This window comes from Dyadobacter soli (genome assembly GCF_900101885.1).
Classification (GTDB): domain Bacteria; phylum Bacteroidota; class Bacteroidia; order Cytophagales; family Spirosomataceae; genus Dyadobacter; species Dyadobacter soli.
Genome location: NZ_FNAN01000012.1, coordinates 92,741 through 110,991, shown reverse-complemented (window position 1 = coordinate 110,991; position 18,251 = coordinate 92,741). Strand labels below are relative to the sequence as shown.

20 protein-coding genes and 1 pseudogene are annotated in these 18,251 nt (G+C 49.3%); 16 read left to right on the top strand and 5 right to left on the bottom strand.

Annotated elements, in window-relative coordinates; all coding sequences use genetic code 11:
* The first annotated feature begins 79 nt into the window (after positions 1-79).
* The 4 genes and pseudogenes from BLQ88_RS20630 to BLQ88_RS20615 all read left to right on the top strand — a co-directional run bounded on the left by BLQ88_RS20630 (position 80) and on the right by BLQ88_RS20615 (position 2,200).
* Complete coding sequence (locus tag BLQ88_RS20630) at positions 80-814, top strand: metallophosphoesterase family protein (protein ID WP_090153988.1); 735 nt, start codon at positions 80-82, stop codon at positions 812-814.
* Positions 815-950: 136 nt separating this feature from the next.
* Positions 951-1,148: a hypothetical protein gene (locus BLQ88_RS20625; RefSeq protein ID WP_090153986.1), complete on the top strand. Its 198-nt coding sequence runs from the start codon at positions 951-953 to the stop codon at positions 1,146-1,148.
* A gap of 24 nt (positions 1,149-1,172) precedes the next feature.
* Positions 1,173-1,400, top strand: a pseudogene (locus BLQ88_RS20620) (type II toxin-antitoxin system RelE family toxin); the annotation flags it as partial.
* A gap of 185 nt (positions 1,401-1,585) precedes the next feature.
* Positions 1,586-2,200 (top strand): c-type cytochrome, encoded by a 615-nt coding sequence (locus tag BLQ88_RS20615; RefSeq protein WP_090153982.1) that lies wholly within the window; start codon positions 1,586-1,588, stop codon positions 2,198-2,200.
* 6 nt (positions 2,201-2,206) lie between these two features.
* Here the strand turns inward: BLQ88_RS20615 and BLQ88_RS20610 are convergent, their stop codons facing one another.
* On the bottom strand, positions 2,207-2,500 hold the full coding sequence (locus tag BLQ88_RS20610; RefSeq protein WP_090153980.1) for a DUF1330 domain-containing protein: 294 nt from the start codon (positions 2,498-2,500) through the stop codon (positions 2,207-2,209).
* Positions 2,501-2,675: 175 nt separating this feature from the next.
* Here BLQ88_RS20610 and BLQ88_RS20605 point away from each other — a divergent pair, with 175 nt between their 5' ends.
* The 4 genes from BLQ88_RS20605 to BLQ88_RS20590 all read left to right on the top strand — a co-directional run bounded on the left by BLQ88_RS20605 (position 2,676) and on the right by BLQ88_RS20590 (position 6,043).
* The gene (locus tag BLQ88_RS20605) at positions 2,676-3,335 is read left to right on the top strand and encodes a T9SS type A sorting domain-containing protein (RefSeq protein WP_090153978.1); all 660 of its coding nucleotides are present in this window, start codon (positions 2,676-2,678) and stop codon (positions 3,333-3,335) included.
* A 143-nt stretch (positions 3,336-3,478) separates the two neighbouring features.
* Positions 3,479-4,906, top strand: coding sequence for a B12-binding domain-containing radical SAM protein (locus BLQ88_RS20600; RefSeq protein ID WP_229212777.1), 1,428 nt, complete (start codon positions 3,479-3,481; stop codon positions 4,904-4,906).
* Between the two features lies 1 nt (position 4,907).
* Complete coding sequence (locus tag BLQ88_RS20595) at positions 4,908-5,282, top strand: ribosomal maturation YjgA family protein (RefSeq protein WP_090153976.1); 375 nt, start codon at positions 4,908-4,910, stop codon at positions 5,280-5,282.
* The gene (locus BLQ88_RS20590) at positions 5,279-6,043 is read left to right on the top strand and encodes an oxygenase MpaB family protein (RefSeq protein WP_090153974.1); all 765 of its coding nucleotides are present in this window, start codon (positions 5,279-5,281) and stop codon (positions 6,041-6,043) included. Before BLQ88_RS20595 ends, BLQ88_RS20590 begins: the two co-directional genes overlap by 4 nt.
* Here the strand turns inward: BLQ88_RS20590 and BLQ88_RS20585 are convergent, their stop codons facing one another.
* Together BLQ88_RS20585 and BLQ88_RS20580 are read right to left on the bottom strand one after the other, a co-directional pair.
* On the bottom strand, positions 6,044-9,268 hold the full coding sequence (locus BLQ88_RS20585; protein WP_090154316.1) for an error-prone DNA polymerase: 3,225 nt from the start codon (positions 9,266-9,268) through the stop codon (positions 6,044-6,046).
* Positions 9,269-9,300: 32 nt separating this feature from the next.
* Positions 9,301-10,812, bottom strand: a complete 1,512-nt coding sequence (locus BLQ88_RS20580; RefSeq protein WP_090153972.1) for a Y-family DNA polymerase — start codon at positions 10,810-10,812, stop codon at positions 9,301-9,303.
* Between the two features lie 147 nt (positions 10,813-10,959).
* Here BLQ88_RS20580 and BLQ88_RS20575 point away from each other — a divergent pair, with 147 nt between their 5' ends.
* The 7 genes from BLQ88_RS20575 to BLQ88_RS20545 all read left to right on the top strand — a co-directional run bounded on the left by BLQ88_RS20575 (position 10,960) and on the right by BLQ88_RS20545 (position 14,963).
* A complete protein-coding gene (locus BLQ88_RS20575) occupies positions 10,960-11,223 on the top strand; it encodes a BRO family protein (RefSeq protein ID WP_090153970.1) in 264 nt (87 codons plus the stop codon).
* A 44-nt stretch (positions 11,224-11,267) separates the two neighbouring features.
* Positions 11,268-11,609: an ArsR/SmtB family transcription factor gene (locus BLQ88_RS20570; RefSeq protein ID WP_090153968.1), complete on the top strand. Its 342-nt coding sequence runs from the start codon at positions 11,268-11,270 to the stop codon at positions 11,607-11,609.
* A 1-nt stretch (position 11,610) separates the two neighbouring features.
* The gene (locus BLQ88_RS20565; RefSeq protein ID WP_090153966.1) at positions 11,611-12,120 is read left to right on the top strand and encodes an SRPBCC family protein; all 510 of its coding nucleotides are present in this window, start codon (positions 11,611-11,613) and stop codon (positions 12,118-12,120) included.
* A 171-nt stretch (positions 12,121-12,291) separates the two neighbouring features.
* Positions 12,292-12,903, top strand: a complete 612-nt coding sequence (locus BLQ88_RS20560) for an HI_0983 family protein (protein ID WP_229212776.1) — start codon at positions 12,292-12,294, stop codon at positions 12,901-12,903.
* Between the two features lie 15 nt (positions 12,904-12,918).
* The gene (locus BLQ88_RS20555; RefSeq protein ID WP_090153965.1) at positions 12,919-13,521 is read left to right on the top strand and encodes a hypothetical protein; all 603 of its coding nucleotides are present in this window, start codon (positions 12,919-12,921) and stop codon (positions 13,519-13,521) included.
* Positions 13,522-13,599: 78 nt separating this feature from the next.
* Complete coding sequence (locus tag BLQ88_RS20550; protein ID WP_090153963.1) at positions 13,600-13,992, top strand: VOC family protein; 393 nt, start codon at positions 13,600-13,602, stop codon at positions 13,990-13,992.
* Between the two features lie 98 nt (positions 13,993-14,090).
* The gene (locus BLQ88_RS20545; RefSeq protein ID WP_090153961.1) at positions 14,091-14,963 is read left to right on the top strand and encodes a CE1 family esterase; all 873 of its coding nucleotides are present in this window, start codon (positions 14,091-14,093) and stop codon (positions 14,961-14,963) included.
* Between the two features lie 7 nt (positions 14,964-14,970).
* Here BLQ88_RS20545 and BLQ88_RS20540 read toward each other — a convergent pair whose 3' ends face one another.
* Complete coding sequence (locus BLQ88_RS20540; protein ID WP_090153960.1) at positions 14,971-16,698, bottom strand: serine hydrolase domain-containing protein; 1,728 nt, start codon at positions 16,696-16,698, stop codon at positions 14,971-14,973.
* Positions 16,699-16,867: 169 nt separating this feature from the next.
* Positions 16,868-17,632, bottom strand: a complete 765-nt coding sequence (locus tag BLQ88_RS20535) for an ImuA family protein (RefSeq protein ID WP_229212775.1) — start codon at positions 17,630-17,632, stop codon at positions 16,868-16,870.
* Between the two features lie 202 nt (positions 17,633-17,834).
* Between BLQ88_RS20535 and BLQ88_RS20530 the strand changes: the two genes are divergently transcribed.
* The gene (locus BLQ88_RS20530; RefSeq protein WP_090153958.1) at positions 17,835-18,248 is read left to right on the top strand and encodes a hypothetical protein; all 414 of its coding nucleotides are present in this window, start codon (positions 17,835-17,837) and stop codon (positions 18,246-18,248) included.
* Positions 18,249-18,251: the final 3 nt, after the last annotated feature.

Genomic DNA, 18,251 nt, shown 5'->3' with positions numbered 1-18,251 from the left:
GCACCCTGTGAATCGCCCAATTGGATCAGTTATTGCAGCAACGTTGTAACGAAATTGAAGGCAAACAAACTGATTGACTATGAAACGGATTGCGCAGATAACGGATATTCATTTAATGGAGGAATGGTCGGCGAAGCATGGCTCGGATACCGACACGAACCTGAAACTGATTTTGCAGGACGTTGGTGCGCGCGGGATCAGGGAGGTGATTTTTACGGGAGATATTGGCCATAGCGACGCGTATCAACGCTTTTTTGCATTACTGAAAGATTTCGATTTTACTGTCATACCGGGCAATCACGACCGGTTTGCCGACATTAAACCGCATTATCTTCCCGAATACCTGAAAACGAAGAGTGAAATGTTCCATTCGACGGAGGATGAGCATTTTAAATACATTTTCCTCGATTCATCATCCGATTCGATCAGTGAAATTCAGCTGCAATGGTTGGAAAATGAATTGGTTACGACTAAGCATGTACTGCTTTTTGTCCATCACCCGATTTTGCAGGTCCTTACCGCCGTTGATTTTAAATATCCATTGCTAAACCGCGATGCCGTGAAAGACGTGCTCGTACGCAGCGGACGCGAGATCACGGTTTTCAGCGGGCATTATCATACGGATGATTTTACGAAGGAAGAAAACATCATGCAATTCGTCACGCCGGCGGCTTCGGTGCAGATGGAGAAGAATCCGTTGGAAATTGTGATTCACAGCCGTTACTATGGCTATCGCATTATTGAGCTGGAAGGCAGGATGGTGAGCACGCATGTGGTGCTCAATCATGGGAATGGGTTTGATGTCGTGGATTAATGCAGAAGACCATGGCAATGCACAACTTTAAGTACTACAAATATCTAATGGCTGGTAGCAATGAGCCTAAGTCAGCAAATGCGCTTCGAGGGCTGGAAAAGAATGCGTAACTTGCTCTTACAAATCAGGGAATCTCATGAAACTGCAAGGCATCAAAAGTGAATACACGCCGAAAGGCAAGCTTAAAAAAGTAACGATCAATGCGGCCTCGAAATCTGAGTTCGTAGAGGATTTACTTGACGTGATTGCGGTGGAAGCAACTAAAAACGATTCAACAAAACCGTTCGATGAAGTAGTGGAAAGGCTTGATAAAAAACACGGAATAAAACGTTGAAATACAAAATCATTATCACACACCGCCGAAAAATGTTTGAATAAGCTAGTTAAGAGGAACTATGATCTGGTGGTCAAGGTCATCTACTCGCTAGCGGATAACCCCTACCAATCCGGCACAAAAAAGCTTCAAGGTATCGAAGGTGTTTACAGAATCAGGGCCGGAAACTACCGCATTTTATATAAGGTGAGCAATGGGGAATTGACGGTCACCGTCATTAAAATCGGCGATCGGAAGGACATTTATAATTGATTGCTGAACACTTCGATGCATTCTCCTGCCATACTTCATTATTTATATTCAGCAACCCGGCGCGGCTTTTCTATACCGCTTAATAATTGCCTTGCCCAATACTCCACTGCCTTTTAGGTAATTCACGTTCCGATGCCGCTTTTTTGCAATACACGCTTTCGGATTAAACCTAAAATCTATTCACCATGAAACTCGTTTACCTGGCTGCTTCGGTGGCTGTATGGTCTGTTTGTGCATTCACAACAAAGCCCGAAACTTCCAAAAGGGTTGTGCTTAACTCCACGGAAATTGCTCCTAAACACCCAAAGACGCTTGTTGCTTCGAAAGAGGATGCCGTGAAGCGGGGCGAATACCTCGTTACCATCATGGGTTGCGCGGATTGTCATGCGCCCAAGAAAATGACGCCAAAGGGCCCTGCGCCGGATATGGACCGCTTTTTGTCAGGCCATAACAGCTCGCAGCCGCTGGGCACGTTTGATAAAAGTATCCTCAAAACCGGCGAATGGGTGGTGTTTAATGGCCAAAGTACGGCTTTTGCAGGCCAGTGGGGCATGTCGTTCGCAGCTAACCTGACGCCCGATGAGACGGGGATCGGTAACTGGTCGTTCGAGCAATTCAATACGGCCATGCGCAAAGGGAAATTCAAGGGGCTCGAAAACAGCCGTCCGCTCATGCCGCCGATGCCGTGGTTCAACTACGTCAATCTGGCCGATGAAGATATGCGCGCGATTTTTGCATACCTCAAATCCATTAAACCAGTTTCCAACGTGGTGCCTTCATACATTCCGCCGGCGCCCTGAGCCGCGTTACTGTTTGACAGTCATTACTTTCAGGATCGATTCTTCTTTCAAATAGAGATTTTGCTCGCGGGTCTGGTCGCTCATGTAGGCAGCCAGGTCCGCCTCCGATTCGAAACTGACCAGATGTACTTCATAAGGCGCTTCCAGCTCGCCTTGGATCAACTGCTCCGGGCTCGTACGCAGCCTCAGGAGCAGTTTTCCGTTATATTGGGGTATCAACGGCAGTACCAGCGATTCGAATTGCTGGAAAATTTCCTCCTTACCGGGCGTTACATAGACGAATTGTGTGATCGTTACCATAGCTTTTTAGGTTTTGTTACCCAATCTCGAAAAGAATTTACATTAGCTGCAACTTTCATATTTAAAACATCCTCTTTGAACCAAATTGATGGCCATCAATATAAGGAATGGGGAAGCACTTCCCATCGAGTAATTTTTGTGTTTTTATTCAAAAATATTCCACCCCTTGATAGCCATGAAAACGAAAAGAATCCATTTTGCCCTTCTGCTGGCGCCTGCCCTCTGGCTGGCCAGCTTTATTCCCGTAACCGCGCAGCAAACCGCGTATGTTGAATCCGATAAAGGTTACTGGCAAGTCCACACCGACCCGAACTCCCGCAGTACCGTGGTGCAATTTTTCGATGGCGGCAACCATTTGTTGTACCAGGAATCGATGGCGCGCAAGTATGTGAAGCTCTCAAAACGGAATGTGCGGGTGTTTGACGAGCTGCTGTCGAAGCTGATGGCCCGCGAGTTGCTGTCCGAAAAAGTGAAAGCTTATGACATTGTCGCAGATAGCCGGACGGACTACCGGAGCATGTCGGAACCGGAATGGGCGGCGCCGAGCGTGAATATGAAAACGGCCACTTCGAATGTGTATGTGGTTCAAAAAGGTAAAATGAAGGTCATTCTCAAAAATCCTGCGCAGGAAAACTATGACATCCGCATTGTCGACGCCGACCTTCGCACGATTTACCACGAGCAGGTGAAAGAACCGACTTACGGACGGTGGTTCGATATGTCCAAGCTGGGGCAGGGGACTTACAGCGTGCATATCGCCAGCCCGAGAAAGAAATTGAATTACAAGCTCGTCATCGACGATTACCTCGGGTACCGGCTTGAAGATTTGAAATGATGTTGTAGTCAGATTTGTGAGTCGCTAAACGGCCTCTGGTTTTCGGAGGCCGTTTTTTATTTATCCAGAATGAGGTGGAGCATATTGTTTTATTCAAAATCATCATTTTACTTTGCAAGACAAAGTACTTTTAAATATGTGCTATGAAAGTGAAAATGATCCTGCCGGCATTGACAGAAGCGGAGAGCCCGCTGTGGAGGCCCATCAAGTATTCGCTGTTTCCGCCGCTGGGGCTGGCCACGCTGGCTGCCTACCTTTCGCCGGAGGACGAGATCGATCTGCAAGACCAGCATGTGGAAACGCTGCGGTTGGACGATGCGCCCGATCTGGTCGTGATCCAGGTGTACATTACCAATGCTTTCAGGGCATATCACATCGCGGATGCGTACCGGAAGAAAGGCAGTTACGTCATTTTGGGCGGCTTGCATGTGACTTCGCTTCCGTACGAGGCCATGCCGCACGCCGACAGCATTTTCATCGGTCCGGGCGAGGATACATTCCCGCGGTTTTTGGTGGATTTTAAAAGCCGCAATCCGCAGAAAATTTATACTTCAACCGTCAGGACCCTCGCCGGCATACCGCCCATCCGCCGTGACCTCATCAAGCGCAATTTGTACCTCGTACCCAATTCTATTGTCGTGACCCGGGGTTGTCCGCACCATTGCAGTTTTTGTTATAAAGATGCATTTTTTGAAGGAGGGAAAACTTTTTACACACAGCTCGTCGACGACGCGCTCGCAGAAATCGATCGGTTGCCCGGACGGCATTTGTATTTCCTGGATGATCATTTGCTGGGCAATGCGAAGTTCGCCGAATCGCTTTTTGAAGGAATGAGGGGAATGAAGCGCGTATTCCAGGGCGCTTCCACCGTGGACGCCATTTTACGGGGAAACCTGATTGAAAAGGCGGCTGATGCGGGTTTGCGGAGCCTTTTTGTGGGTTTCGAAACCTTCTCACCTGAAAATTTGAAGCAGAGTAACAAAAAGCAGAACCTGGAAAAGGATTATGCAAAAGCGGTAAACCGGCTGCATTCGCTGGGTATTATGATCAACGGCAGTTTTGTATTTGGGTTGGATGACGATGATAGCGATGTGTTCAAACGTACCGTCGACTGGGGCGTAAACCACGGCATTACCACTTCTACCTACCATGTTCTGACGCCTTACCCGGGTACGGAATTGTACAAAAACATGGAGTCGGCCGGGCGCATCCTAACCCGGAACTGGGACTTGTACGATACCCGGCATGTGGTGTATAAAACAATGGGACTGAGTGCCGAAGCATTGGAAAAAGGCTATTGGTGGGCTTATGACGCATTTTATAGTTGGAAAAACATCATCAAATCAAGCCTGCATCACGACTCGGTGAGGCATATTGCCAAGCATTTTTTATACACAGGCGGTTGGAAAAAATTTGAACCGCTTTGGAATTTTATCATTAAAACGGAAGGGCTGAATGCGATGCTCCCGCTCCTGGAATCGATATTGTCGAAAGTGAAAACGCGGTCTACCCGTCAAGGGGCGTCGAACCGCACTGAGTTAACAAGGCCCGAAACGCTAATGCTGAATTGAAATGCTTAAAACCAATTATTTGATAGCCGCGCTGGTGATTTTTATTACAGAAGTATGGATAGCCATGTACGTTCACGACGACTTTGTGCGGCCCTGGGGCGGTGATGTACTGGTGGTCGTGTTGCTGTATTGCTTTGTGCGGGGTATTTCCCGGTTGAATGTACTTTCAGCGGCGTTGTCGGTTCTGCTGTTTTCTTGGTTTATAGAGGCATTACAGTATTTGCAAATCGTCAGAATACTGGGTTTGGAAGGTAATGCCGTTGCCCGGACGATCATCGGGACGACCTTTTCGTGGTCGGATATCGTTGCTTATACATTGGGCATTGTGTTGGTGGTGGGAGTTGAAATTGGGAGGGTGAAAAAACATGCGTTATGAAATGGTTTGTGAATGAAGGTTCGATCGTGCGGGAAATCTGGGGAAAGGCGGATACGATCCTGTTCATTTTTGCAGGAGCGTCGGCAGAATTTGCCTTGAACAAATCTGTCGATTGGCTTTATTATACCGGAAAATTGCCTGCTGATCCGCTGGGAAGATTGTTTTCGACGGTCGGGTATGCCAGACAAATTGTGTTTTCAGAATACGACGACGCTATGCGGGCCATCCGCCAGATCGCTTCGATCCACCAGGGCGTCGAGCGAAGCCGCAATGCCCGCATCCCCGACAGCGCCTATCGCGACGTGCTTTTTATGCTCATCGATTACTCCATCCGATCATTCGAATTGCTCGAACGAAAACTAACAACGGCCGAAAAGGAAGAGCTTTTCAAAGTTTTTCACGCCGTAGGCGAGGGTATGGGCGTACCCGGGCTGCCTGCGGACCTGCGTGCGTGGGAGCGGATGCGTGCAGAGCATTTGCAGGAAAACCTGATCAAAAGCCATTTCACCATCGATCTTTACAAACAGTACCGGAAACATCTGGGTTGGTACAGGTATCATTTGCTGAGGAACGTGCAAATGCAGCTCGTCCCCGAACGCGTGAATGCATTGCTCGGCATGGGACACGGATGGCTTTTGGATTTAATACTTCCAGTGTACAAAGTCAGCCTGCGCGTAGGTGTGGGTGAATTCCTTCGTAACATGCTCCTGCCCGAAAACTACAAAATGCAGGTGATCGACCTCGACATGGCCGTGCATTGATCACCGGAAATCCCTGGACGACGGGAAAATCTCTGCTTGTAGGTTTTTGCGGGGCTGTAACTTACGGCCTTTGGCCAGGGAATCATATTCGTCCTTTTCATCGGCGCGCGATAATGTGAGCACATCCGGTTCCTTCTCCTCGTTTGCCGCCAGGTTTCGGAGCAAGCCGGAAGCGTTAATGCATTTGCTCACCACCACATGTATCACCGATCCTTCCTTTTGTACCTTACCTTCGACCATCAGCAATTTGGAACGCAACACTTCCTTACGATAAGTGTCAAATAGATTTTGGAAAACAACCAGGTTAGCCGTGCCGGTTTCGTCCTCGATGGTGATAAAGCAAATGCCGCTGGCAGTACCCGGTCGCTGCCGGACGAGCACGAGGCCTGCTACCTTCACGATTTTGCCGTCATTAATATGTTCAAGCTCCTTGCTGGATACGGCGCCGAGTGTATTCAACTGCTCACGTACAAAGCTTACCGGGTGCTGCTTCAATGAAAGTGACGTTGCCGCATAATCATGGATAACATGCTCGGAGAGCGTCATTTGCGGCAATTCTACATCCGCCTCCCTAGCCGACGGCTGCCCTTCGAAAAGGCCGATCGGCCGGTCGGCCAACGCGGAAGCTTCCCAGAATGCCTGCCGGCGGTCGAAGCCGATCGACCGGAATGCGTCGGCATCCGCCAGTTTTTCTAATGCAGTATGCGAGATGCCGGCTTCGAGTAATTGATGAATGTGGGTAAATGGCTGTGTACGGGCAGCGATCAGAATCTGCACTTCTTCTTCCCGCAACCCTTTCACCTGCCGGAAGCCAAGCCTTAATGCGCAGCGTTTGCCCGGAATATTTTCCAACGTATTATCCCAAAAAGAATGGTTAATGTCGATCTCCCTCACTTCTACCTCATGATTCCGCGCATCGATCACGATCTGCGCCGGGCGGTAAAAACCCATCGGCTGGCTATTAAGCAATGCCGCCGCAAATACATCGGGATGGTGGCATTTGATCCACGAGGAAACATATACCAGCAATGCAAAACTCGCCGCGTGACTTTCCGGGAAACCGTAGCTGCCGAAGCCTTCGAGTTGTTTGAAAATGCGCTCGGCGAAGTCTTTTTCATAGCCCTTTTTAATCATACCCGACACCAGCTTGTCACGTAACCTGGATACGACTCCCTTCGCTTTAAAAGTTGCCATACTTCTCCTCAGTTCGTCGGCTTCCGTTGGTGTGAAATCGGCCGCTACAATAGCAATATTCATCGCTTGTTCCTGGAAAAGAGGCACTCCTTTGGTCTTTTTCAGAATCTTTCTCAATTCTTCACTGGGGTATTCTTCTTTTTCAATTTCATCTCGTCTTCTCAAATACGGATGCACCATATCGCCCTGGATCGGCCCGGGACGCACAATCGCGACTTCAATAACAAGGTCATAAAACTCGCGTGGTTTCAATCTCGGCAGCATCGACTGCTGGGCCCGGCTTTCAATTTGAAAAACGCCAATTGTGTCGGCTTTGCAAATCATATCGTATACGGCCTTGTCATCTGGTGGAATACTCGCAAGATCATGAACAATGCCATAATGCTGCCGCAGCAAATCAAAAGCCTTGCGAATGCAGGTAAGCATGCCCAATGCAAGCACATCTATTTTCAGAAAGCCCAATGTGTCGATATCGTCTTTGTTCCATTCAATGCAGGTACGGTCTTCCATTCGGGCATTCAGGATCGGGCAGAGGTCGGAAAGTTTGCCTTGTGTGATGACAAAACCTCCGGTATGCTGGCCAAGTTGGCGCGGGAAACCCATGTATTGCTTTGTCAGATCAAGGATTTTGATCAAATGCGGGTCATTGGGATTGAAGCCATGCTCTGTAATGAGCTTACCGTCAAACCATTCATCAGTAAATTCCCATAACGAGCTGGAAAGCCTATTGACAGCGTCCATAGACATTCCCATAGCCTTTGCCACATCCCGGACAGCACCTTTTTGATGCACTTGTGTTACAGTCGCAACAATGCCTGCCCGGTCTCTTCCATATTTATTATAAATGTATTGCATCACCTCTTCCCGCCGTTCATGCTCGAAATCGACATCGATATCGGGCGGTTCATTTCTGGAAGAAGAAATAAAGCGTTCGAAAAGCAGATCAATTTCAACCGGATCTACGGAAGTAATGCCAAGGCAATAGCATATGGTCGAATTGGCTGCTGAGCCTCTTCCCTGGCAAAGGATATTTTGCGATTTTGCGAACCTGACAATGTCGTATACAGTAAGAAAATACGGGGCATAATCCATTTCCTCTATGAAGGTCAATTCATGTTCAATCGCATCTTCTACTTTTTGAGGAATGCACGGTCCAAATCGCTCCAACGCTCCGTGCCAAGCCAGAATTTCAAGCTCCCTTAATGGCGTCCGCCCTTCCGTCGTCAGCTCCTCAGGATAAACATATTTCAAACTATTCAGCGAAAACTGGCAGGCATCCACGATTTCCTGTGCGCGCCCGAAGGCTTCCGGGAATTTAAGGAAGAGCCGCTGCATTTCTTTGGCGGGTTTCAGGTATCGCTCGGCATTTTCGTGCAGGCGAAAACCGGCATTGTAAATGGTGCATTTCTCGCGTACGCACGTGAGCACATCCTGCAATTCGCGCCTTTGGAAATTGTGGTAATGCACGTCGTTGGTCGCCACGAGCGGGATATTGAAGCGTTGCGAAAGTTGGTCGAGCCGGTAGAGCTTTTTCATGTCATCGCCCTGGTAGGAGCGTATGGCGCCGAGGTAGAGGTTGCTGCCCAGCGCTTCGTGGTATTCTATCAGGTTCCGGGCAAAGGAAGGGTCAAAATCAAAGGACTCATTCAGGGCTGGCGGCGGCACGGCAATGAACTTGATGCCCTTTGCATAGCGGTACACGTCCGTCTTGTAGAGGTCGCATTTGCCTTTTTCGGTACGCAGGTTTCCCTCGGTAAGCAATGCGGAAAGACGGCTGTAAGCTTCCCTGTCGGTAGGATAGGCAAGCAGGCTGGGCCCATCGAGCAGATCGAGGCGGCAGGCGGGGATAATGCGGAAATCGTTGCCCTTCGCGGCCGCATGTGCGCGTACGATGCCCGCGAGCGTGTTGCGATCGGTAATAGCGATGGCTTTGTAACCCAGTTCGATCGCATGCGCCACCAGTTCCTCCGGGTGCGATCCGCCGCGGAGGAAGCTGAAATTCGTAGTGACTTGTAATTCAGTATATTTCATGATGATGAAGTGTAATTCCTGCTCGTCTGTTTTCAGGCAAAAAAGCCATGAATAAACCATTCTGGTTGCTCGTCCTCTTTTTCTTCGGAATAGGGCCCCAGCCTGAAAACCCAGTAACGCCGCCCGTCCTGATCTTCCAATGTATAATAGTCGCGATGGAGGCCTTGTTGCAGCCACCATTCCTGTTCGATGCGCTCGGGACCCTCGGATTTTGGGATATAATGTACTTTTCCCTTGTACCGGAAAACGGTAGGAGGGTAATCGGGTACGGGCGCGGTCACTTCGATTTTTTCGGGTTTCGAGAGCAGGAAAACGGGCCTTTGCCGGTCGGTCCGCCAGCTCGTGCCCGGCTTTTCGTGCAGAGAGGCTACCGCTTTTACAGATCTTTCCGGCCAGTGATGCTCATCCGGCAGATACCGGTGAACGGTTTCTGAACCTGTACGTCCGGTAACGGCATCGAGCAATTCGGCAATGGAGGCATTTTCGAAACCGCCGGTGATGTCCCACATCGTTTCCTGCGTGGCGGTCATATCCTCTGTTTCCGGTGCTTCGAGCAGGAATAGTTCGATCCCAAAACCGGGTGCAATGGTCTTGATTTTGAGCTCAAAAAGCCTGAAAAGGTGCTTTACATGATGGGAGGCCCGGTTAGTCACAATATCGATTTGCTGTATTTTTCCATCGACGCGGAAGCAACTTAAAATGCCTTTACGAAGCCCTTTGCCCTCTTTCATAAGGCGCGCGCAAAGCATTTCCAATAGTTTTTGCAATGCTATTTCAATACCTGTGGCTGTTACAATGGGTTCCAGGCAGGGGAGCCGCTCCTGGTAAGGGACGGCCTGCCGGATAGGTTCGATGAATTCCTGTGCGTAACCGAGCGCCTTGCTTAGTTTATCCAACAAATCCTCCCCGAACCGCCGGCGCAGCATTCGAGCGGGTATCTGAATAAAACTGCTGATATGGTAAAAGCCCAGTTTCTGCATTTTTTCCAGGGTTTCAGGCGGAAGACGCAGCGCGGCGGGAGGCAGTTTCAGCAATGCGTTGTGCTGTTCACCAGGAGGTATAATCGCTCCTGAGCGCCCGAAATGTGCATAAGCCCATGCAGTTCCGATGGTGTCGGCCAGGGCCGCACGTACATTATAACCGGCGTGGGCGAGTCGGGAAGTAAGGTCATGCATATATGCGCGCTCGCCGCCCCACAGGTACGTACACCCGGTAACGTCGAGGGTAAGGCCATCGGGCCCATCCAGCGCGACCGTCGGGGTGAAACGGAGGCACCATTCCGCTAATTCCCGCAGCGCCTGACCCGTAATTTCCACATCATCGTCCATTACAATAAGGGAAGGCAAAATAGCCCGTGCGTCCGCAACCACCATGCCGGTTTCAATACCTAATGCCCCGGCTTCTGCACTCACGGCGTTCACAAACATCCGCCCGCGCTCGGGTGTTGCAAGAGCGAATTCGAGCCCGTAAAGTTCCGGTCTAACGCGGATCTGATGATCCGTTGCCAGATTTGGAAACCATATCGAGATGAAGCGAGACGGCATTATAATGTGATGTTAATGAAGTGTTTATTATTTATTGATATTTTGAATATCTCAAAATAGATTACAATAATATCAAAAAGCTTTGAAAAGTGCCAGCAATTTTTTTGCTTTGTTGAAATCATTTTGCACACTTAAACTTTGAATAATATGACTTCACAACAAGGTCCATCGCTCTTCGAGCAAATCAAAAAATCAGACGACCACGGTAACGAGTTCTGGAGTGCCAGAGATCTGGCAAAAGTACTGGAATACACGGAGTACCGTCACTTCAAACCTGCCATTGAACGTGCAAAGGAGGCATGTGCGAACAGCGGGCAGGATGTTCCGGATCATTTCGAGGATTTGCTCGGAATGATCGAACCTGGATCGAGCAAAAATTTTCGAAAAATTCTGCTTCGAAAATTTGTGTAAGTATTTGCTTACATATAATATTGCGTAAGCAAATACTTACATATATGTCCGTTGAAGCAAGAAGAGATGTCTTTCAGGCGATTGCAGATCCTACGCGCAGGCAGATCATCAATCTGATCGCTTACCAATCCATGAATCTGAATGCCATTGCTGAGAATTTTTCGATCAGCAGACCGGCTGTTTCCCAGCACATTAAGATTTTAATGGAATGTGGGATCGTGATGGTAAGGCAGGAAGGGCGGGAGCGGTATTGCGAGGCCAAGCTGGATACTTTAAAGGAAGTTTCTACTTGGGTCGATCAGTACCGGCAGTTCTGGAACACGCAGTTGGATTCTCTCGATCATTATTTGAACCGTATTCAAACCAACAATCAATCCGATCAATAACATGGAAAACCAGGTAACCAACAAAGCAGAACTCAAAATCGTACGCCAGTTTAAAGCGCCGCAATCACTCGTTTTCAATGCATATGCTTCCAGGGAAGCCTTTGCCGAATGGTGGGGCCCGGCAGGGTCGAAGCTCACGCTGCTCAGTTTTGACTTTCGTGAAGGCGGAAGGACGCATTACAAGCTGGATAACGGCGGTATGAGTATGTGGGCACTTTTCCGTTATCAGAAAATTCGGCAAGATGATGCTATCGAGTTTCTGAGCTCTTTCACTGATCCGGAAGGCAATATTACTTCCTCGCCGTTCCCGTTTGACTTTCCACTGGAGGTGCATAACAGCATCACGTTAAGCGAAAAAGACGGTATCACCACGCTAACACTTTATGCGGAGCCGGTGAATGCGACGCCGGAACAGGAAAAAACTTTCGCAGACCTGAATGCCAGCATGAATCAGGGTTATGAAGGTACATGGGGCCAGTTGGATGCTTACCTTGCCAAGGTTCAGGGTTAATGCATTTTAATGCGCCGTTAACTCAAAATATTGTGGCTCAGGCGAATTGAAAAGTGGTTGCGCGTCTTTGTGCTTTGTGTTTGGGGTGATGACGTGATAAGTTTGCGGTCCGGTTCAACAGTGAGCCGGACATTGCATTCCTGTTTCGCACATCTATCCATTCATACACGCATGAAAATGATATTTCAATTCCTCCCGCTGGTTGCAATTTCGACGCTGCTGGCGTCGGTTCAGTGTTTTGGACAAAACAACAAGCCGGTTATCAATTACCTTGGCATTCCGGGGTCTATGGTATTTCAAAAGAAAAGTTACCAGCTGCACTGGTCGGCGCATCCGGATGCTTCGCTTTATAAACAGGAATACCTGGTACCCGGCGATGGCTTTCCGAATTACAAGTCGATGATCACTATTGACTATGTGGTCGCTACTACGACCGTTGACGATGCGGTTCGGACGAAACTTCGCGAGTTGGACCAGTTGAAAAAGACGCTGGATGTGAACTATGAAGTGATCGCGAATGCCGCTACCGGTGAAAAGATTATCGATTGCCTGCTCGGGCAGACTGCCAGCGATGATGCCAAAAGCATTTATGAGCACGATGTGTACCGTTTCAAAGCGGTAACAGCCAAGTCTGGGCAGAAGGGCATTCTACTGTACGCGCTCAGTAACCGCGCTTACGGCAAAGATATTCAGTCATTTCTGGCGCGACTGAAAGCGGAGCGGAAGGTATTGATCTCCGAGGTTGCCAAAGCGCCGATTCCAGGTATTACCATTAAAAAGTAAACCCGGAAGAGCGACATGGAGAGCGAAATGGAGCGTTACGTAGGCCCACCCACGACGCGTTACGCGTACGCAAAGGAATTTTGGGTAGAATGTCCGAAATGTGCAAAAGCAGCACGGGTCATTAAAAAAGATTTAATGGGGATCAGCGACGATAAGCTGGTCTGCCAACATTGCAACTATTCCGAAACAGCCGAGGACCGTGTGCGCTATACGGCTACCGTGAGCCGGGCTTGCCGTAACTGCGGCGAGTCCATCGAGGTAAGTATCCCGAACAACAGGGTGAAGGTGGCAGAGCTGAAATACTCATGCCCGCATTGCCACGTACCGGAGGTCTACAAGCCTGCAAATACACCTTACAGGTTGAAATACAGTATTGCAAGGCTTGCTGATCCCGTTTTTAGCCTGCCGCTCTGGTTTCAGGAAAATGTAAAAGGCGACACATTCTGGGCCAGTAACAAAGAACATTTACTGGAAATCCGTAGCTACGTGACAGCAAAATTGCGTGAAAGGCAAACCATGCGAATCACGACGATGGTCGAGAAACTTCCGCAATTCATCAAAGCCGCGAAAAACCGGGAGGTTGTTTTGAAGGCGATTGAACGGATGTTGAGGAAGTAGGGGGAAGGGAGGAATGGGAGGAAGGAGGAAAGGGAAGCTTTTGGTGACTATATTTATGATGTATTAAATAAGCTAATTATGGAATCGTTAACCCCCACTTTCGCGCCGGAGCTCTACATTCCCAATGGTGTCAGGGATGTGGATTTTTACATAAATGGGCTGGGTGCCGTTGAGCTTCGCCGTTTCAGTAACGACGATGGTACCATTCATGTTTCAGAGCTTTCCATCAACGGCGCGATCTTTCATTTGCATGAAGAGACGCGAAACCGGGCGTCGTACAGTCCGTTACGTCATCAGGGATCCACGGTAACGATCGGGTTATTTGTGAAGGATGTAGATGCGTACGTGGAGAGTGCCGTAGCGGCAGGCGCAAAAGTCGTTTCCCCAGCGCAGGATTACGATTACGGCTACCGACAAGGTGAGGTAGTAGATCCGTTCGGGCATGTGTGGATGTTTGAGAGCCGGATTTGAGGGTTTGTTACCATAAGCAGTCATTTTACAGCCCCCTTTAACTCCGAATTTCCCGCACACCATGTAACTTGCAAGAACAAAATCCAACCTTACGATCCATGTTCAAGCAGTTTCTTTCCGCCGTTCTTGTCCTTTCTTCGTTTGCAGCCAATGCCCAGCATGTTCTCGATTCGTTGCTGATCGATGGGCATTATCGGGTGTACGCTTATAATCCTTCTGTCAAAGTGAAGCCGGGGGCTAGTCTGGTGTTTGTGATGCATGGGTCGGGTGGGGAGCCGATGGGTTTGGTGCGCCGTGGGGCGAAGCTGGAATCGCATTCGGAGTCGGATAATGTGGTAGTGGTGTACCCGGGTGGGTATAAAAGATATTGGAATGAGTGCCGTAAGGCTTCCACGGCGATTGCCAACACGCAAAATCTGAACGAGGAAGCGTTTTTTGAGGCGCTGATCGGCCTTTTTGCTTCAAAATATAAAATCAATAAAAAGCAGGTTTTTGCCACAGGTTTTTCAGGGGGAGGGCATATGTCGTACAAACTGGCACTCACGATGCCTGGGAAAATCCGGGCGGTTTCGGCGGTAGTAGCGAATTTGCCGACTGATGAAAACATGGATTGTACGCCGATGAATACGCCGATTCCGGTCATGATCACGAATGGAACAGCAGATCAGACCAATCCATACAATGGTGGCGAGGTAAAAACAACCGGCGTCACGCTGGGAACAGTCCGGTCGACCGACCAGTCATTCCAATATTGGGCAAAACTGGATGGCTACACCGGCGAGCCGGCCAAATCTATCATGCCGGATGGGGATACCTCCAACGACATCACGGTTGAAAAATACACCTATCAAAAGAAAGGCAAGCCGGAAGTGACGCTGCTGAAAGTGGTCAACGGCAAGCACGAGTTTGTGACGGATTTCGATATGTTCGAAGAATCTTGGAAGTTTTTTAAGAGACAAATAAGGAAATAGTAACCGGCTATTGGCCGGTCGCTGCAAAGTCGGCCGGCAGTTTTTTGAACCACAAGTTCATCACCCGTCCATTCGATACCTTGATACCGCTCACCGCGCCGGCCGGATTACGTATCACCGCAATATTCTGTATAAACCACCAGGGTGCATTCAGCTTGTCCTTCCCGGCAATTTTCAGGTCGACCTCGCCGTGGTGGACATGGACGAGTTTCAACGTATCACCCTTTTTAGCAATCGTGTAAATGGTTTCGAGCTCAGGGCTGTAATATTGGCCGATGAGCTGGGAGGGGTCGGTATCCGTTTTTTCCTGTGCATCGACTCTCGTACCGGGATGGTCACCGTTTTGTTTCAAAGTAATGCGGTTCACTTTGCCGTCTTTGGCTTTGTGGAATACCACGGACGCGTCCACAACTTTAAGGAAAAACGTCGAGTCCGAGGAGGGGAAAATGGCTGCCGATGGTTGGCCTGTCCCCTGGGTGTAGTAGTTGTTGCCATCGCGCCAGAATTTCAGTATGAAACCGGGAGCTTCATCCAGCGAGTAAGAGCCCGCATAGGCGCGGAACAGCGTCGAGTCGAATGCGTAATTGCCGGTTGAAGCCGGTGTTTGAGTTGTAGCGGCTGGTTTATCTTCTTTTATAAAATTGGATAAATACAAATCCGCCATTTCGAGATTCTTTTTGGGTGGGTTGAATTCTGCCTGGTTGCTGAGTACAATGAAACCGTAATCTTCTTTCGGAAAATAGAGCAAAGATGACCGGAAACCGGCATCTGCGCCGTCGTGGCCGTAGTAAGCGAGGCCTTTGTATTTGCCGTGAATAAGCCCCGATGCATATGGAAGCGTGTCGCCTTTGGTAAGCCGGCCGCGTTCGAGCATTTGTTTCATTATATTCGGGCTGCCCACTTGAGGGTTGCGGAAATTGGTGATCCACAATGCCAGGTCGTTGATTGTCGTGAAAAGGCTCGTAGCGCCGACGTTGCCATAGCTCAGTATGCTTTTGCTGAACATCGTTGGCCCCATAGCGCCGGGCGTACGGTGAAACGAATAGGCGCGACCTTTTACCACACCTTCCTGGTTATCAAAGAACTGCGTATTTTTCATGCCCAACGGCTTAAACACATTGCGTTCCATCCAGTATGCAAAAGGCTGTTTGGTGACGCGGCTGGCGACTTCTGCCAGTAATGTATAGCCCGTATTGCAATAGGTAAAAGTGCTACCGGGTTCGAAATTCAGTTCTTTTTGCCGGGTAACGAGGTTAATCACGTGCTGTTTGGTGATCACGTCGTCGAGCTGCCAGCCGGCCATCACCAGCAGGTTCCATTGGTCGCGGAGGCCGCTGGTATGGTTGAGGAGGTGCCGTATTGTAATGGTTTTTCCAAAATCGGGTACCTCCGGAATGTGTTTACGGATATCGTCGTCGAGTGAAAGCTTGCCCTGCTCGGCCAAGAGTACAATGGCGTATGCAGTGAACTGCTTGGATACAGACGCTACGTGAAAAATAGTCTCAGGGCCTATTTTCGCGCCCGTTTCTACATCTGCTTCGCCAAATCCTTTGGCATACACCAGCTTGCCACCGTGTACCACGCCCACAGCCGCACCGGGCATTCCCGGCTTGTTCCATTCCGCAAATAGGGAATCTGCTTTCGTAGTGATGCGAGGGGATGGCTGACATTGAGCGGATTGAATGCTCACGGCAATTAATAAAACAGGGATAAGGAGGCGTAGTGATGCTTTCATAGCAGCGAATTATGCGTTAGGAAACCGAATGTGCCCTAATATAAAGCTTGCGGGCACAACAATGCGAATCGTTCTGGATGAAGGCCGCGATAAAGTGATAAGTGGTAATGCCAATGGTCGGCTAATCGAAAGGTATTCCAGGGTAATGTCGCGAAAGTCCGTGTCGCATTTAAGCCCTTTGAGCAATGTAAACGGAAGGGCTGTGCTCCGCCACTTCATTGGCATTGTCCGAAACTTCCTTCGGAAGGTATTCGAACCGGCCGGATAGCCATTGCATTTCCCATTCTCCGGGCTCGCCGTTCCGGATTTTCTGCAATTGCACACGCCAGCACGGATGTCCCACGCCCGGCATACCTTCTTCCAGCCGGCTAGCCACAGGCGTTATCTGCCAGCGTGACACGCATGCGAGGGTATTCACCGCACGCGGCTTCACCCGGTGCAGAAACCCGGTAACACGGCTCTGCTCCACAGCCAGTTGCAGTCGCCGCGATTCCGTAAAAGTAATTTCACGCACTTCACCGACCACCGCTGCCAAAGATTCACACTTCAAAGCTTCCTCCACTGCCCAGATCACATCTTTCTCTTTGGCCAGATCGATAAAAATAACCCTGTGCGGTTCCACGCCAAATGCTTTCAATGCTGCCGCAAATACAATAGGCCGTATGCCGATCCACAGGCATATTCCATATTCTCCCATGAGCTTACCTAGCAATCCTGCCATAAACCCCGTGGTAGCCGCAGCACTTTCGGGATCATTACTGATAAACTCATGCACCACCCCTGTCGGAAAGGTGTGATTTGGAAACGAGGCATCCATCATGCCCAATCCGAAATCGATTCTCCGCGTCCCAACGGGCGTTCGAAACCCCTGCAATGCAAGAATATCTTCTTGCAACCTGTTAAACACGCCGTTTTTCAGGAGGGAAAGAGCCATAAGGAACGTTTGAGTTATCTATTGGTATTTTGTGTACCAATAATTTGATTTCAAAAATAACTTAATGAAAAGCTGAAAGCAAGAAATGAAATGACTTTTCGGGTGATATTAGTAAGTGAATGGTATTGCTGGCTTATTATAAGGGAGCATTCTCCAACCGCATCACACACCATCGTGTCCACATTAAAAATTCCATTTTCCCATGAAAAAATACCTAGCCCTGGCCGTCATTGCATTGGCCTGTTCCGAAAAGAAAGTTGATAAACGCGATGACTGCGTGCCGGTGGAGCGGGTGACGGTTTCGGCGGATTGCTATAAAGGTACGAGCGGGCTGTTGCTTACCGCGGATTCGCCATCCACAATTGCCCTCGACTGGGTTCTTGCACCTTTGAAGGATACTTCGGGCGCGCAGACATACACACCGGTGTACATGACCACGACGTCAAACCAACTTATTGTGCCGGATAGCCTCGTCCGGAAATACCCCAAAATCGGGATTATGTTCGTGGGAGCTTACGGATGTCCTTCCGATATGTATTTCAGCTTTGTGAGAAGGCCGGATGGCGATTCATGTGCCCGCTGGTATTTGCAGGAGCGTTTTTTGAAAGGTGATTAGCAC

Coding starts and splice junctions, on each gene's coding strand:
- BLQ88_RS20630 (WP_090153988.1), top strand. CDS start 80: ATGAAACGGATTGCGCAGATAACGGATATTCATTTAATGGAGGAATGG.
- BLQ88_RS20625 (WP_090153986.1), top strand. CDS start 951: ATGAAACTGCAAGGCATCAAAAGTGAATACACGCCGAAAGGCAAGCTT.
- BLQ88_RS20615 (WP_090153982.1), top strand. CDS start 1,586: ATGAAACTCGTTTACCTGGCTGCTTCGGTGGCTGTATGGTCTGTTTGT.
- BLQ88_RS20610 (WP_090153980.1), bottom strand. CDS start 2,500: ATGGTAACGATCACACAATTCGTCTATGTAACGCCCGGTAAGGAGGAA.
- BLQ88_RS20605 (WP_090153978.1), top strand. CDS start 2,676: ATGAAAACGAAAAGAATCCATTTTGCCCTTCTGCTGGCGCCTGCCCTC.
- BLQ88_RS20600 (WP_229212777.1), top strand. CDS start 3,479: ATGAAAGTGAAAATGATCCTGCCGGCATTGACAGAAGCGGAGAGCCCG.
- BLQ88_RS20595 (WP_090153976.1), top strand. CDS start 4,908: ATGCTTAAAACCAATTATTTGATAGCCGCGCTGGTGATTTTTATTACA.
- BLQ88_RS20590 (WP_090153974.1), top strand. CDS start 5,279: ATGAAATGGTTTGTGAATGAAGGTTCGATCGTGCGGGAAATCTGGGGA.
- BLQ88_RS20585 (WP_090154316.1), bottom strand. CDS start 9,268: ATGAAATATACTGAATTACAAGTCACTACGAATTTCAGCTTCCTCCGC.
- BLQ88_RS20580 (WP_090153972.1), bottom strand. CDS start 10,812: ATGCCGTCTCGCTTCATCTCGATATGGTTTCCAAATCTGGCAACGGAT.
- BLQ88_RS20575 (WP_090153970.1), top strand. CDS start 10,960: ATGACTTCACAACAAGGTCCATCGCTCTTCGAGCAAATCAAAAAATCA.
- BLQ88_RS20570 (WP_090153968.1), top strand. CDS start 11,268: ATGTCCGTTGAAGCAAGAAGAGATGTCTTTCAGGCGATTGCAGATCCT.
- BLQ88_RS20565 (WP_090153966.1), top strand. CDS start 11,611: ATGGAAAACCAGGTAACCAACAAAGCAGAACTCAAAATCGTACGCCAG.
- BLQ88_RS20560 (WP_229212776.1), top strand. CDS start 12,292: ATGAAAATGATATTTCAATTCCTCCCGCTGGTTGCAATTTCGACGCTG.
- BLQ88_RS20555 (WP_090153965.1), top strand. CDS start 12,919: ATGGAGAGCGAAATGGAGCGTTACGTAGGCCCACCCACGACGCGTTAC.
- BLQ88_RS20550 (WP_090153963.1), top strand. CDS start 13,600: ATGGAATCGTTAACCCCCACTTTCGCGCCGGAGCTCTACATTCCCAAT.
- BLQ88_RS20545 (WP_090153961.1), top strand. CDS start 14,091: ATGTTCAAGCAGTTTCTTTCCGCCGTTCTTGTCCTTTCTTCGTTTGCA.
- BLQ88_RS20540 (WP_090153960.1), bottom strand. CDS start 16,698: ATGAAAGCATCACTACGCCTCCTTATCCCTGTTTTATTAATTGCCGTG.
- BLQ88_RS20535 (WP_229212775.1), bottom strand. CDS start 17,632: ATGGCTCTTTCCCTCCTGAAAAACGGCGTGTTTAACAGGTTGCAAGAA.
- BLQ88_RS20530 (WP_090153958.1), top strand. CDS start 17,835: ATGAAAAAATACCTAGCCCTGGCCGTCATTGCATTGGCCTGTTCCGAA.